Source organism: uncultured Veillonella sp. (genome assembly GCF_963534045.1).
Taxonomy (GTDB): domain Bacteria; phylum Bacillota; class Negativicutes; order Veillonellales; family Veillonellaceae; genus Veillonella.
The window spans coordinates 26370-43235 of sequence record NZ_CAUSQT010000010.1 but is presented as its reverse complement, the minus strand read 5'-3'; the positions used below and the strand labels follow the sequence as shown (position 1 = coordinate 43235).

11 protein-coding genes are annotated in these 16866 nt (G+C 39.8%); all 11 read left to right on the top strand.

Features of this window, described 5'->3' with window-relative positions; translation table 11 throughout:
• The first annotated feature begins 511 nt into the window (after positions 1-511).
• The 11 genes from RYP29_RS03335 to RYP29_RS03285 all read left to right on the top strand — a co-directional run bounded on the left by RYP29_RS03335 (position 512) and on the right by RYP29_RS03285 (position 16680).
• Positions 512-2806 carry an autotransporter outer membrane beta-barrel domain-containing protein gene (locus tag RYP29_RS03335; protein WP_311532259.1) on the top strand — a complete coding sequence of 765 codons (2295 nt, stop codon included), beginning with the start codon at positions 512-514 and terminating at the stop codon, positions 2804-2806.
• Positions 2807-3425: 619 nt separating this feature from the next.
• Positions 3426-4058, top strand: coding sequence for a hypothetical protein (locus RYP29_RS03330; protein WP_311532257.1), 633 nt, complete (start codon positions 3426-3428; stop codon positions 4056-4058).
• Between the two features lie 318 nt (positions 4059-4376).
• Positions 4377-5522 (top strand): glycoside hydrolase family 3 N-terminal domain-containing protein, encoded by a 1146-nt coding sequence (locus RYP29_RS03325; protein WP_311532256.1) that lies wholly within the window; start codon positions 4377-4379, stop codon positions 5520-5522.
• 254 nt (positions 5523-5776) lie between these two features.
• Entirely contained in the window at positions 5777-6802 is a 1026-nt protein-coding gene (locus tag RYP29_RS03320; RefSeq protein ID WP_311532255.1) for an ATP-binding protein, read from the top strand.
• 273 nt (positions 6803-7075) lie between these two features.
• The gene (locus RYP29_RS03315) at positions 7076-7807 is read left to right on the top strand and encodes a sigma-70 family RNA polymerase sigma factor (protein WP_311532253.1); all 732 of its coding nucleotides are present in this window, start codon (positions 7076-7078) and stop codon (positions 7805-7807) included.
• Positions 7808-7976: 169 nt separating this feature from the next.
• A complete protein-coding gene (locus RYP29_RS03310; protein ID WP_311532251.1) occupies positions 7977-8585 on the top strand; it encodes a hypothetical protein in 609 nt (202 codons plus the stop codon).
• Positions 8586-8623: 38 nt separating this feature from the next.
• The gene (locus RYP29_RS03305) at positions 8624-10000 is read left to right on the top strand and encodes a YadA-like family protein (RefSeq protein ID WP_311532249.1); all 1377 of its coding nucleotides are present in this window, start codon (positions 8624-8626) and stop codon (positions 9998-10000) included.
• Positions 10001-10385: 385 nt separating this feature from the next.
• Positions 10386-12614, top strand: coding sequence for an S-layer homology domain-containing protein (locus RYP29_RS03300; protein ID WP_311532247.1), 2229 nt, complete (start codon positions 10386-10388; stop codon positions 12612-12614).
• 138 nt (positions 12615-12752) lie between these two features.
• The gene (locus RYP29_RS03295) at positions 12753-14477 is read left to right on the top strand and encodes a YadA-like family protein (protein ID WP_311532246.1); all 1725 of its coding nucleotides are present in this window, start codon (positions 12753-12755) and stop codon (positions 14475-14477) included.
• A gap of 332 nt (positions 14478-14809) precedes the next feature.
• The gene (locus RYP29_RS03290; protein ID WP_311532245.1) at positions 14810-15469 is read left to right on the top strand and encodes a hypothetical protein; all 660 of its coding nucleotides are present in this window, start codon (positions 14810-14812) and stop codon (positions 15467-15469) included.
• Positions 15466-16680: a hypothetical protein gene (locus RYP29_RS03285; RefSeq protein WP_311532243.1), complete on the top strand. Its 1215-nt coding sequence runs from the start codon at positions 15466-15468 to the stop codon at positions 16678-16680. The genes RYP29_RS03290 and RYP29_RS03285 overlap by 4 nt, the downstream gene beginning before the upstream one ends.
• Positions 16681-16866: the final 186 nt, after the last annotated feature.

Genomic DNA, 16866 nt, shown 5'->3' with positions numbered 1-16866 from the left:
TATTGATGCTACCAGGCATTGGTAAAAAAACGGTGGAACAACTAGAGCATAATGGCGTTATATTTAAAGCGTAAAATGTGACTTGAACTCACTAGCTATCCTAGGATAACGAAGGGCTATTTGTCTTTTCCATAACTAAAACAATCCCCTTGATGAGTATCTCGGTACTTATCAAGGGGATTTTAAATTAGAACACGCCTGTAGTAATTAGCAAGACGAGCCTGATATAGTGTCTCTAGAAATAGAACAGGCGTGTTCTAATTTGTAAGATAGCCTGATATGGTCTCTCCAGAAATAGAACAGGCGTGTTCTAATTTGTAAGATAGCCTGATATGGTCTCTCCAGAAATGGAACAGGCCTGTTCTAATTTTTAGAAGAGGTATTAAAGGGTCCAGGCAATACTACAGGCCTGTACTAATTTTATTTCTCTCATATTTACAAATAACAAATTGTAAATTATAATTTAAGATAATTTATAGTTTGTTTACATTGTGCGAGTGAGAGGACTATTATGAGACATGTAAGTAAAGCAAAGCTATCGCTAGCTGTGGCACTGGCGATTGCTGGATTTGTAATGCCTAATATGATGGTAGATGCGGCCTATACCGCTCCGTATACTAATAATACAGATTTCGTAGCTAACAGTGACGATATGATACGTGTATTCCCAGAATACGATAAAAATATATCTTCTATAGTAGCGAATGGTGGTATGGTTATTATTGAAGACGGACGTTCAAATATTGGCTATGGTCATAGTGCATTTGCTACCAGTAAAAATGGTGGTACCATTACATTGAAAGAAGGGGTGTATTATTCTGGTAGAGTGAGTACACCTGTTGCCCTTGCTCAAGGCGGTGCAATTAATATAGGCGTTCAAGACCAAGATGGTCAGTTTACGGGTGATCAAATATTCGTTGAGGGCGATGTTATAGTTAAAAGTGATCCAAATCACGACTCAATCATTAATATCGGTATAGATGGTGAGGAATCCAATTGGTCTGGGTTAGCTTTCAATTTAGCTGATGAACATGACAGAAATTATAATCATATTAATGTGTTCCTTGGTGAAAGAGGGGGTTGGGAGCTATTATATCAAGGTGGCCTTAATGGTACTAATCTTGATAGTAGTACTATGCCTAGCCGTGTACATCGACTCGTTGGCTCTACGAATCGCAATTTCAAAAATACGGTAGAGCAAAATGAGCATAATAAACTGTATATTGATAAACTCGAAGGCCATGTCAATTTTATGTATGATCCTAATGATGAATATGCGGATACGGAGGATCCAGAATATACACCGCCAACCACAACATATAATGGTTTAACGGCTGATTCCTTCTGGGGTGGTGACATTCATATCACAAGTGCGGCCCCTAATTCTGGCGCTCATCTATACACTAGCCGCAAGGGATTTGACTTGTCTACTGAGGATAATGTAAACAAGGTTTTAGATAATCTTGCACACAAGGTGTATTACCATAACTATGTGACTGGTGAAAGAAACCTTGAAGGCACAGTAGCGATTGCCTCTGAAGGTGCTGAATCTGGACGTTTTAAGGTATTAACATCTGGTTATGCTAAAGAAGGTGTTATTACATGGCAAGCTGATAAAGATGGTCAAGGTAAATACGTGTACGGCAATACAACAGTAACGCCAGCACCGCAACCAACGCCGACACCGACACCAACGCCGGCGCCACAACCGGCACCAACACCACAACCAGCACCAACGCCAGCTCCAGCGCCACAACCGGTGCCAACGCCAACTCCTGCGCCGCAACCAGCACCAATACCGGCGCCAACACCGCAACCAGCACCAACGCCGGCACCAACACCGCAACCAGCGCCAACGCCGGCTCCAACACCACAACCAACGCCGGCTCCGGCACCACAACCTGCTCAATCAACGGCATATGATACTCCTCATATGCGTGGCACTCGTTCCGCGATTATGAGCAATATCAACGGCTGGCGCACATTGACAAATACGTATCGCCCTCGTGCATTGCAACAAGGCGCAACAACAGGTATTTGGGCCCATATCGGTGGCGATCAATACAGCTATGATGCACAAGGTATTGATACTGACACAACCTATACACGCATTCAAGGTGGTTATGACGCTAAAACTGGTAGCGGCTGGACCGTAGGCGGTCAAGTGTCTTATCTTCGTGGCCATGATGATTATGTGTTCAATGGCTCTGGCAAAGAAAAGGCCTTTGCTGTTGGCGCCTATGGTTTGAAAGATCTAGGCCGAGATCAATACATTCAACTTGAATCTCAAGTTGGTCGTGTAACGAATACTTTCACAGCTCGTAATGAAATTGGTGAAAGCCTATCTGGCGAAACGAAGGCTAATGCATACACTATCGGCGCTCGCTATGGTAAAACTGTGAAATTACAAAATGGTGTATACATCGAACCGCAAGCACAATTGAGCTATACTCACTTTGGTGGAGATAGCTTTAATGCAGGCAACATGCATGTAGACCAAGCTGGTGTAAGCAGCACTGCTGGCGGTCTTGGCCTTGAGATTGGTAAAACATTTGGCTCAGGGAGTATCTATACTCGTGTCGGCGTTAACCATGCCTTCTCTGGTTCGGTAAAAACTACATACACAAGTGGTTTTACTGTGAAATCCACAGAACAAGACCTTAAAGGCACATGGACTGACCTTGCATTCGGTGGCCGCTATGGCATCAATGCTAACAACAGCCTTTATGCTGATATTAGCACCGGATTATCTGGCGACTATAAAGCAGGCTGGTCCGTGAACGCTGGATTTACACATAAATTCTAAGATATGTTCACCTAAAACAATCTGAGGATATAGTCGATATATAAATAGCCCCAGAGTACTAATAGCTGTATATATTAGCTGTTAGTACTCTGGGACTTTTATAATTTTAACTCGTATATCTGTATTTATAGATGCTTATTGCTTAACTCATATGTTCGCATTATAATTAGCTTCTCTTATTTGTCTTGGAAAAGACAAATAGCCCTTCGTTATCCTAAAGTAACTAGGTAACTGAAAGGCCATTTCATCACGTTTTTTATTCTTGAGATGAGCCTGACGGAACTACTCGCTTGGCTATCTTCTTTTATTATAAGGAAAATTATATATATCGTCAAATTCAAATGAACTTAATCAATTATATGGTGTCTCTAGAATTAGAACACGCCTGTTCTAATTTTTAGAAGCAGTATCAAATGGGCCTATCAATACTACACGCCTGTTCTAATTCCAAGTAGGGCTGTCAGAGGAACGCAATCTCAGAAAATGTGGTATAATAAGTTGTTAAATCGTATACAATCATTTTTATACTTACATAATCTATCTACCATTAGTATGTATTAATGTATATATATATATATATAGTATTAAGATAGGTAGTATTTCATAATGAGGAGGCCTCATGTTTCAACGTATGTGTGCAGTGGCTATGTTTGTGGCAGCGCTGTTTATATCTGTTATACCCAATGCCGATGCTCGGCAAGATATTTATGCTTTCACCTATAATGGCAATAATTGGTATGTGGACCGCGATTCGATTGACCGCAGTAAACCGGACGGGTTGTTACATTTCACGGTGTATACTATGATTGGTTTGCGTTATGATGTGGCCAGTGGCAGTGAGTATTACAACGCAGATGTGTATTATTATGATCAAAAATTGTCTACCGAAGGTGGTCAGTTATTATATCGCAACCCAGGTATCTTAGCGGCGGCTCGTGTGGCACGTCAACAATCGGATGCGCCTAAACAAGCACCAAAACCAGTGGTAGCGCAGCCAGCAGCATCTCAATCGATGGCAGCTCAAACGGCACCACAACCAAATATCGTTAAAGCTTTATCGACACCGGTACAAGCCCCTGTACCTGCTAATGGCCCTGTGAAAGTAAACACACAAATACCAATTGTGTTACCAACAGGTCCTGTGAAAAAGGTGGCGGCTAAAACGGTTATGACGCTTCATAAAGCACCTCAACAAACAACGAATTCAACACCTGAGTCCGATGAAACAGAGGCAAATCGCACTCATAAATAATTTTAAAACTGCAATTTAGTTTTACGTATACTGAGAATACATCAGATACAGTATATATGACTAGGTTGCAGTTTTATTTTGTGAACATGAGGATGGCTGCAGAAATCTCTACCTTGTAATCTGTATGCATTCCTTTCTATCAATATGCGGAATTGGCAAATCAGCGGGTTAAAAATAGTAATCTTTTAATGAGGTATTAATGAAACAGATGGTATATAATAGAATGTATAAAGTGTTAACAATAGACTGATGACTGGGAGGACAGAGGTCTTAACGTAACTTGATTGTATTTGAGCTGTCAATAGAGGGTAGAGAGAGATGAAGCAGTTCGTAAAAAGGTTGGCTTGCGGTGTATTGGCAATAGCCACGATGGGCACTCTTGTAGGGTGTAGTCGAGAGGCGCCGAGTACGACGACAAGTTCAGACCGTGCGCCCGTAGGGTATAAGGCGATTGCTGCCATGAATGCGTCGGCTGCGGAAAAGGCGGACCGCAGTGTGCGCACCATGTCACGAGAGGATAAGATTGGCCAATTGATGTTCATTGGCCTAAAAGGTACTACGTTTGATGAATCACAAAAAGAATTAATACGTAAATATCGCGTAGGTGGTATTTTGCTCGATCATGATAATATGGAATCCAAGGAACAAGTGCGGGCTTTCACAAAAGGCATACGAGACACTGCGAATACGTCGAGCCTCATGCCACCGTTCATCGCCATGAATCGGGAACGCATGCAGTACAGGCCTAGCTTGATGCTGCCTTGGACGGACCCTAAGCTGTTATCGAAGCAGGGGCTTGATGCGGTGTCGAGTTTGGCGACGCGCACGGCCATCGAGATGCGTGACCTTGGGTTCAACCTCAATTTGGGTATCATGGTGAATACCCATTCGTTTTACTCATACACGAGCGATGTGGACCGGGCGGCGCGTATCGGTGAGACCATTACTAAACACTATGCGGCGAATCGCGTGTTTACGGGGTACGAATATTTTCCAGGCGGCGCTGATTACACGGTACCGGGCATGAAACTAGATGCGTCGAAGGCGAGCCTCATGGACGATGATGGCCACGTATTTGCTCAGCTTATCGGTGCGACCGCCGAGGAACATCCTATGATTATGGTAAATGCTGTGAAAGTCACCTCTATTGACTCCAATAATCCGGTGAGTCTCTCTAAACCGATTATTACAGATTGGTTACGGAAGGAAATGGGCTTTGAGGGCGTGGTGATTACCGATGATATCGAGGTTGGTGCTGCCGTTGCTGGCATGTCAATAGAGGACTATGCGATCCGCACTATCAATGCAGGTAGCGATATGGTTATCGTTTGTAATCATGCTAAGCACATCAAGGAGGTTCACGATGCGTTGACGCAAGCCGTAGAAAACGGAACCATTTCCGAAGCACGCCTTGATGAATCGGTGCGTCGCATCATGCTCATGAAATTTAGCAATGACCGATAGATATGGCTTACAACTGTAAGTTTTAATAATAAGAATGTAAAATTAGGCATAGAAACTCTTTTCTTGTAATAATGTACCCTCTTTACTGGACAACCAGTAAAAGGGGTACATATCATAATGGGAAAAGAGTTTTTTATGTGTAAAAAATGAATTTATTATCTATTTGTTAAAATTTACAAGATATATTTTATAGTTTATTTAAAATATGATATAATAAACTCCTGAGAACTATTTTAAGGGAGGTGAGATCTTATATGAAATGTAGTAACCATGAGGCGGTCATTGACGCCATAATGGAACTATACAATCAGGACCGTATGGAAATGAGTGTTGTACACGGTCCTTACAGCGTTGGTAAAACGTATATCGCTAGAGAGTTACAGTCTCGATTAAGCAAGAATCATACCATATATCTGCTTGGACGCTTGGCGAATGAGTCCATTCATATTCGATCAATTGAGAGAGAACTAAAGGTGCCATCAGGGTCTTTTAAGACTTTAGAGGATGCATTGCGTGGCGTTTTTCAAGTAAGTCTTGACAAGCGAATCATGCTCATCATAGATGATTATCCTTCATTTGTGGATACGGTTCCACAAGCGCCTATCATATTGCGTGACTTGATGGAAACCTATCGCGACCATGGCAAAGTATTCGTACTTCTTATGGGAACTCATGTAGATGAGTTAAAAGGTCGTATCATCGGCGAATCAAGCTTGATTGCAGCCTACATTCATAGTTATTTCAAGGTCAATCCGTTCACACTTGATGATGTGAGAGCATTAGGTTGGGACTATACGGACGAAGATCTTGTTAAGCTATACCATGTAACAGGTGGTATGCCGGGGAACCTCGTGCATATAGATCCCGCCTTATCGGTAGATGAAAATATTGTGCGTCTATTCTTTAAACCACAAGGCATATTATGTAAGGAACCACAACGATTGCTTATGCGCTACATTCGTAATGTAGGCGCCGCTAATGCGATTCTCTATGCGTTGGCACAACTGGATAAGCCGTTCTATACAGAACTCTGCCACGCTAGTGAGCTCAAAAGTGGTACCTTTGCGACCCGTATGGCTGACCTATTAGATATGGAAATTATTGGACGTATTCAAGGGGGCAGCCGTGGTCCATTGCGCTACGCAGATTACCATTTTGTGAATACTATGTTCCAATTTTGGTACCAGTTCGTGTTCCCAAACCTTGAGGAAATTAATTGTGGTCAAGGGCAATATATTTACGAAACCATTGCAAAACCTGCGCTAGATACAATTGCTTAATACAATCGTTTTAGTGAAATGAATTCGAATTCGTGCGACTTGTCATTGATTCGAACTCGCTCATTGTACAATAATCGATTCAAATTCATGCAGCTATGTAAAATTGATCTAAATTGGCGTACTTTACTGAAATAGGTTTGTAATTATACACAAATACATATGTAACAACAAAAATTCCGCTGTAAATCTATGCATTTATGGCGGAATTTCTCGTTTGTCTAAATACTCATTTGGGTGTATATTCCAAGTAAGCCTAGGCAGAAAGGAACGAATATGAACGTAAAGCATGTGGTATGTCCCCAAAAGGTGTTACAAGCGGTGACAGACCTAAGTTTAGTGCGCGTCTGCCAAGAACGTCGTGTATCGGTGCTCAGTACGGAACGAGCCGTGTGGCCCATTGAGGAACTGACCATCGATGCAGCACAAGTCGAGCTATGCCGACGCTATCGGCCACTTATCATGCGGTATGCGAGCCGATGTAGTACGGCTATGATGATGGATGACGTCGAATCATTTCTGTGGATCATCTTTATCGAATCCATCTATAGCTTTCACACGTCGGGAAAGGTACCATTTTCTGGCTATGTAAAAGCAGCCATTCATTATGGGTATCTTAATTTTTATAAACAATCAGCTCATCAGTGGCGGCACGAGTTGACATTGCCCCTATGTACCGGTGATGATGTATCAGAGCCTGCTATGGATCAGTTCCCCGATGATGTAGATATCGAACACGACATTATCGGAACGGTGACAGAAGACGAATTGCGCAATCGTCTGTGGGCTGCTTTCAGAAAACTGCCACGCGAGCAACAGCAATTGTTGTTTGCCTTATATCGAGATGGCAAGAGTTGCGTAGACATAGGTTGTGAAATACATCAGTCTAGGCAGGCTGTGCAACAGCGCCATCAAAAGGCTATCGACCAATTGCGGTACTATATGATGGTAGCGGATAACAAAGAATTCGATATCCAAGATATGCAAAATATGCATAGTTATAAGTAATATTAAAAAAACTAAAATATTTTTTAATTTATATATTTACAGTTTGTAATTATAGGTATACAATTGACTCATAAGTGCTGCTAAAGCACCTACTATAACACGTGTTATTTATAAGCTTTTACAAGAGGAATTCCTTAATATTATTACTCCTTTAACATAAGAAGAGGTCATGATGATGCATAATACAACGTGTCAAAATGTAAGTAATAACGAATTAATTTCTTGTAACCCCAATGCCATATATGGAGATGTAGATCACCATATATGTTGCTTGATCCCAATCTACATTGACGGCGGTGATTGTACCGCGTGTTATTATGTAGATGGTCGGCGTGAAATCGTCCATAAATCCATTAAGATGGTATTACGAGAAGTAGCGCACCATGAGGGTGTTCTAGCAAACGGCATTCAATCGTCGAGGCGGTCAAAGCCGATGTATACGGACCCTAGAACAATGAGTCCGAACATGACCTTTGCCAGCCTGAAATCGCGCAAAGCAATCGGGCGTGATGTGGTATATGGTTTATTCAACGTTATCATTCCATTTCAATACCGCATTGAGCCAGGACCAGAACCACATACAACGTATATCATCATAGGAGACTTTGATCCTATACTCGTATTTCATTCCCCTGACCACGTGCAACGCAAACTACGCGATGCTTTGTTAGAACATCTTGATTATACGAAACGGATACTTGCTAAATTGAGTACTTGTGGAAATCCTTACGTGGTGGCTGAAATATATGGTACATCGAGAACGCTAGCGGGAGTATAGCAACATGGTGTAAGAGGAGAGTGTAGGAGGGACGTAACATGAATTACGCAACAAAATTATGTATTCTATCAATGGTTAGTGTGTTTAGTGTATCTTCCATCGGCTTGGTTCAAGCCGCCGATACACCTATCGTTTCAACAGGTGGTGTAGCCTATAATATTGGATTGCAGGGAGCTACTTTTTCTAATTCAGATAATGTATCCTTAGGTGGACAAACTGGAGCAGCTAATAGTGATCCATATTCCCATACAGGAGATCCGAATGCAAAGGGCAATAATATCGCTATTGGTCGTCTTGCTTTGAATGGTTCTCAAGGTGGTGGCAATGTAGCACTTAGCTCTAAGACCTTTGTAGGTGGTAAAGGTGATTATAACTTCTTAGGCAACTTTGCAGCCGGTTATAATTCAACCATTTCCGATACAATTGCTATAGGATATTTTGCAGGTTCTTATTCTCAAGGCAATAAAAACGTATGGCTTGGTGCTTCTCAAGCTGCCTCTAGTAAGGCTAATAATACCGTATTAATCGGTTCTAACTCTACTGTAAATGGTAATTTTAACTATGGCATGGGTCATGGTGTTATCTTTAAAGGTGACAAGAACTCTGCTATTGGTGCATACAATAAAATTGAAGGTAACCAATCTGGTGCCTTTGGTGTAGGTACATATAATGTGGCTACCGTTAAGGGAGATAATTCCTATAGTGTTGGTAACTATAATCGAGTGAGCGCTAATAACACATTCGTAATGGGTAATAATGTGAAAACATCTCTAGATAATGCGGTTGTATTAGGTAATAATTCCACTGCTGAAAGCACAAATGTGGTGAGCACTCCAAGTTACACCTATGCAGGTGGCACCGTTAACTTTGCCGGCACTGCACCGGTATCCACCGTATCTGTAGGCGCTACCGGTCAAGAACGGACCATTACACATGTAGCAGCAGGCCGCGTTAGTGCGGACTCTACAGATGCCATCAATGGTTCCCAATTATATGGTGCGAACCAACAAATCGATAATCTGTACAACAAAATTAGCAACATTGGAAAAGAGGCCAATAAAGGCGATGCTCGTGCTGCGGCACTAGCTGCATTACATCCAATGCAATTTGATCCAGATAATCGAGTACAAGTGATGGGTGGTATTGGTCACTATAAAGATGCCAATGCGCTAGCCCTTGGTGTGGGATATTATCCAAAGGAAAACTTGCTCCTTACAGCAGGTGCTACCGTTAATGATCACATTATGGCCAACCTTGGCGTATCCTATAAATTCGGCGAAAATAAAACGTTACAAAACATCTCTCCTGCTTCCTATAACGCTCTCGAACAACGGGTTGATACATTGGAGGCTCAAAATAAAAAGTTACAAGAAACAGTAGATATGCTCGTACAAAAATTGAATAATAAACAATAGTTACACATTCTATAGTATGGGTATCGTAATTGAATCTATTATAGAATAAATCAAGTATATAAGCGGATAGTTATCCTTTGTGATGCGCTATCCGCTTTTTGGTTTGTTTAACTGTCTTGAAAAAATATTTATTTTTAAACTCAGTTTATAGATTGTATGATTTTTATGAATAAAATTCTATAGTAAATCTTATATTGTGAGATATATTACATATAAATATTGGTGAAATGAGTATAAGGCATATTTAAAAATCGTTAACTTCATATTAAATTATTGATTTTACAAATCAATTCAAAGTGGTATAATATTGAATTGTAAAGATAAGATGAATTTTATGTATATATAATTCATCTTATGTATAATTTGTGAAATGGAGAGCGGTAAAATGAACAAACGAAAACGTTTATTAACTTTGCTAATTAATGGTGTGCTATTGTCTAGCTTATGTATGGTAGCTAGTGCTGCAGATACAGCAACAGGCACAGGCAATGGTATTGCTTATGGTACAGGCAGTAAAGCGCCAGAAGTTAAAAATGTAGCTATTGGTAACGGTGCTGAAGTTTCTTATGCAAATGGTACTAATCGTCCAGCTACAGGAGATATCGCTATTGGTAGTGGTGCACATACAAATAACTATGTTAACCAAGGCGGTGGCATAGCAATTGGTGAAAAAGCTTTTTCTGAAAATATGGCAGGTACGCAAGAGGCTAGTTTTAATTTTAATCAAACTAGTTTCCGAGGAAGTGGATTTCTTGGCTTAAGTGCGCCATTTGTTCCAGCTGATCCAACTAAAGTACCAACTGGCGTGGCTATTGGTCAAAATACATATGCTCGCTCTGGTGGTATTATGATTGGTACTCATAACTATAAGGGTGAGATTGGTGATACCACAGTAGATACAAGTAATGTAGATAGTATGCGTTCTCATAATGTGAGTGTAAATGCAACTACAGTTGGTGTTAATAGCTTTAATAATGCTACCTTTGGTGTAGTTAATGGTGCCTATTCTGCTATAACAGGTGCTTATGATGGCGGCGGGTTCAGACCACAAGCGGCACAAAACTTTGGTGCTACTATTACAGGTTCTTTAAATAGTATTGAATCCAAGACTGCAACTAGTGACTACTCAGGTATAGGTAATAGTATTGTTGGTACAGCCAATAGAACGTTTAATTCTAATGGTTCTATTATTGTGGGTGCTGGTAATGAAATTACAAACTCTACTACAGCTATCATTGGTGCACCAACTAGTGGTGGTAGTTCTGCTAAAAAATTAGCTGGAAAATTGCGTACAGCTGTCAAAAATTCCAACGGCGGCGGTGCTACGATGGCATTCGGTGGTGGCAATAAGGCTGACTACACATTGCGCACATCTATGATTGGTATTAATAACACTGTAACAGGTGCTGATGGTGCTGAAAGTGCAGACAACCTCGTTATGGGTGTCGGCAATACAGCCTCTAATGTACAACATTTGACTGCTATCGGTTCTAAGAATACTGTATCTGATGCAAAGAACACGGTCATTGTTGGCGATAACCGTACCGTAACAGGTGCTAATAACGCTGTTATTATTGGTTCTAGCGATACGGCTACAACAACAACGGTACATGATGTGGTGGCCATCGGTCACAACACAGACGTATCTACTGAAGGTGGCGTAGCACTTGGTAGTGGATCTAAAGCGACAGTAGCAGCAGGTGCAGTTGGTTATGATATTCTTACTAACGCGCCATCCACTAATACATCAGCTACATGGAAATCTACGGCATCTGCTGTATCCGTTGGCGATGTGGCTAATGATGTAACACGTCAAATTACATCCGTTGCGGCTGGTACAAATGATACTGATGCGGTTAATGTGGCTCAACTTAAACAATTGCGTAACAATATCGGTGGCGATATTACAAACATCAATGGTACCGTATCCCGCCTAGACAAACGCGTTAACAAGGCCGTAGCTGGTTCTGCTGCTTTGGCGGCGCTTCATCCACTCGACTTTGATCCAGATGCCAAATGGGACTTTGCGGCTGGCTATGGTCATTACCATAATGGCAATGCGGCTGCACTTGGCGCATTCTACCGTCCTAATGAGGACGTTCAATTGAGCGTAGGTTCTACATTAGGTAATGGGGAAACCGTTGTGAATGCAGGTCTTTCTGTGAAAGTTGGCGCTCATAGCACTGTATCCCGTTCTCGTGTAGCTATCGGTAAAGAAGTATTAGAACTTAAGAAAACCGTAGCTCTTCAAAATGCACAAATCCAAAAATTGACAACTCTTCTAAATGGTGTAGCTGGTACTAATATGAAAGCTGACCGCACTACACTATTCCCAGATGTGCCAAGCAATCATTGGGCATACGAAGCTGTTAGCGACTTATCTCGTCGTGGCTTAGTAGAAGGATACCCAGATGGCACATTCGGTGGCGATCGTATGTTAACACGTTATGAGTTTGCACAAATCGTATACCGTGCTATTCAAAATGGCGTACAAGTAAACGAACAACTCGTAACAGAATTTAGCCCTGAAATGGCTTTGTTCCGTGTTGATACAGTAGCTAAAAATCATCAAGGGGAACCAACTATTGAACGTGTTCGTGTCAATAAAAAATAGTTAAAAGTATAAGCTATATAAATAGTAATAATTTATCGATTATATATAATAGCAGATAGTTAGTTTAGCAAGACCAATTATCTGCTATTTTTATGTAATAAATATATAAGTATTATTTAATTATGGGGATGTTAGATTATGGTAAAGTTCAACAAAAAAACAATGTTAATCGCTATGACTATGGCTTCTATGACGGGGTCTGTATTCGCTGGAGGTATTGATAATACGATAGATCCTGCGGCAGCGGCAAAAGGGGCAGAAGCCTTTGGTAATGGTAACACGATTTCAGCAACTGCTACGAGTGCGTTGGTTGCTGGATATAAAAATGTAGTAGATGGTGATAATGCGTTTGCTATTGGGGATAAAAATAAGGCTTTGGGTACGAATAGTATTGCTGGTGGGTCATTATCTGAGGCACATGGCAGAGATTCTTTGGCATTTGGTTCCTCCGCACAAGCATTAACTGATTATACCTATGCGATTGGTGCACAGGCTAGAACAAATGGTGAGCATACTATTGCGATTGGTAATGGTTCTTATGCCTCTGGTAAAAGTGCAGTGGCTATTGGTAAATCTTCAAAAGCTACTGATGTTATGGCTACTGCAGTAGGATATGGCACAAAAGCATCTAACCAATATAGTAGTGCTATTGGTTATCAATCTGTGGCTTCTGGTGTGCAATCTACAGCTGTTGGTAGTGATGTAGAAACAACAGGTGATTATTCCTTAGCAACAGGTAATCATGCTGTTGCTAGTGGTGATTATAGTGCTGCTGTTGGGTATAAATCAAAATCAACAGAAGAATATGCTTTTGCTGCAGGTAATGAAGCCGTTGCTAGTGGTAATTCAGCGTTAGCCGTAGGTTCATTAGCAAAAGCATCTGGTAAAGATGCAATCGCTAATGGTCATTCTGCAACCGCTGATGGTGAAGCGTCCATTGCTATTGGTCGCAACGCGAGTGCATCAGGTAATAGTGCAGTAGCTCAAGGTAATGATACACTCGCAGATATTCCAAATAGTGTCGCTATTGGATCTAATTCTGTAACCGATGCAGCAGTTGGTACAAGTACAATAAAAGATAATGCAAGTGACATTAAATTTAGTAATGTCACATTTGCAGGCAGTACTCCAGACTCTGTTGTGTCCTTTGGTGCTAATGGTCGTGCTGGTACAAGTGGTGTTACAACTTATACTCGTCAACTTCAAAACGTCAGTGCTGGTAGAGTATCTTCCACATCTACAGATGCGGTTAATGGATCTCAACTCTATGATGTCGCTCTTGAAGCACAAAAATATAATACTATTGTAGCGGGTGATAATATTACCGTTACATCACAAGACAATGCGCATGGTCGTAAAGAATATACTATAGGATTGAGTCCTGATATCGTTAATCGAATTAACAGTTTCAGTAGTAATACTAATAGTTTGCATAATATTATTAATGCTAATCAAAAAGAAGCACGTAAAGGTATTGCAGGAAGTGCCGCACTCGCTGGATTACATCCATTAGATTTTGACCCAGACCATAAATTAGACATAATGGCTGGATATGGTCATTATCATAATGCTAATGCCGCTGCTATTGGTGTAGCCTATCGACCAAATGAAGATATAATGATTACTGTTGGATCTACTGCTAATGGTGGGGATGATACTGTTTATAATGCAGGAATTTCTTATAAATGGGGTGCTAAGTCTGAAGTATCTCGTTCTAAAATAGCTATGGCTCGTGATTTAGCTGATGCTAAACGTGAAATTGCTAAATTACAAGCAGATAATGAACAATTTAAGGCTATTTTAAATTCCGTACTAGGTCTTAATATACAAACAGATCAAAATAAGGATCTAAAACATAATTAATAGGGTACGGTTATAACATAAAAAGATATAACATTATAAATCCTATATATATGATAAATGGCGAATAGTTGATATATTAAGGCTCTATAATAAATGTTGGGGTGACACCACTACGGTGTCACTTCCAACATTTATTATAGAGCCGTTTTTTTAGAGGAGATTTGATTTGAAGAAAATCTAATGTGTTAATATTGATAAGTATAGATTATAATGAAAGAAGAGAATATGTAGGGAGATAACGATAGATTTTATATATCATAAACTAGAATGAACAGAGGAGTTTTGTAATACAAATGTGTTAGTGTTAACTTAGTGTTGTAGGAGTTGAAGATATGTTACCGTTAGTTGTTGATGAAGTTGCTATTGGTCTATTGCTATTATTATTTGGAGGGAAAGATAAGAAATTTGAGGCAGAAAGAAGGGGACTTGAACGAGCTGCAAGAATTTTTACGCCTATTCTTGAAGAAGTAATACAATTAGAGGAACAGTTAAAAAATATATATTCCGTTGAGAAGGAATGTTTTAATAGTTTAATAGAAGAGAAGACAAAGTATCTTAAAAAATTAGAGCAAGATATACCGAGATATAAAAAAGCCTACGAAATGAAGTTAAAATACGATATAGAAGAAAGCAAATCACAATGTATTGGGGGAATCACAAGTACAATGGGTAATGGATCGTTGAGTACTATAGCGATAGGAACGGGTGGTATTATTGGTGGTCCATTATATAGGTCCCCATGGGAGCTAGAAGATGAGATAAAAAAACGGGAAGCAGAACTTAAAGCTATTGAAAATCAAGGATTTGAAAATGCAAAAGTAATGTGGGAGAAACAGATAGCTGAACATAGAAAAGGAATAGACATAATAAAGGTTAAGGGGGATAAAGAATCTCAAGAATTGATAAAAATATATGACGAATGTATTTATAAAGTGATAGAATTAGAAAAGACTGTTGCCTATTATCAAGAACGTGTAGGTGATTTGGGATGAGTACGGCTGATGAATTACTAGCAAGGAAAAATGCTACTATAAAAGCTTTAGATGATACGATTGGTTCGTTAGATGATATACAAAAAGAAACAAAACGGTTACACTCTATTGCTATTAATACTACCAATATACTTACTGACTTAGATGAAGAATTTTCTAAGCGTACTTCGTTAGGTTGGCAAGATATTAAATTTTTATTCGCTGCCACTGCTTTGCAATGTATTAGGATATATGTTATTAATACACTTACTAAAGTGCAACCAGCTGGGGCAGGAAATGTAAAGGAGAACCTTTTACATAAAATACAAGGTAAATTGTTAGGAACGTTAAATGATGGTGTGCCTTTAACACCATCTCCATATTATGCACCGTTGATGCAAATTTGTACTGCTCGTGGTGTTCCTTATGATGCTACAAGATTTAAAGGTGTAAATCATGGTTTTTTTAAAGAAGCAAATCATCGTTTTGCTACATTTGGTCATGATCCTATAGTCGGTCTTATCGTAGGTACATCTAATATACTGACTAACACAATTACCTGTAGATCGAAGGGTCCCTTGCCAGTCCCAATCACCTGTCATGTCGAATATGATATGGATTTAAAAAATCCATGTATAGGTGATGTGTGTTCTACTATAGAGGCATTAAAGGCAGCAGCTTATAGAATTGACAATGATGCGGTTTCTATTGTTGCAGCATTGATAAAGCAAATTATCCATATTGGAACAGACCTTTACACACCTTGTGGTATTCAAATTCCAGGGGCAAATTTAATACTCGATAATCGATATGCAGAGGAATTAACTAAGTATGTTAGTGCAGGTGATTTTATTAAGATTGGGGTATCTTACCAGATTTTTAACCTTATTAATATGTTCATCAGTTCTTTACATATGTTAACCTGTCAGTCTACAAGCCATCGCGATAAAGAATTACATCATGTTAAAACAATGAAAATATTGGAGTATTCTAATATCATTGCTACAGGGAGTAACGTAATCATTAATGCAGTACGATCTTATTATGGAGATGGAAAGGCTTTAAAAGATATCGACTTTGCAGGACTTGTAGGGACTATAATGATGCTCATTAGAAATGATGAAATAAAGAGAAAAATAAAAAGAGAATTTATTTTTGGTGAATATGAACGTATGGTAATAGGTGATTCATATGACCCAACAGAGTCATTTTTACTAAAGTTACCACAATAGAAAATAGTATTAATATAGCATATGAATATTCATTGATACTAACTAGATAAGTAATGAAAAACAGCAGCTATCAGCCCTTTTGAGGGCTAACTAGCTGCTGTTTTTATCTGTTTATGATAATAGATAGGCAATAGATATTAAATAGACAGTAGATAGACAGTAGATAGACAGTAAGTAGAAATTCTT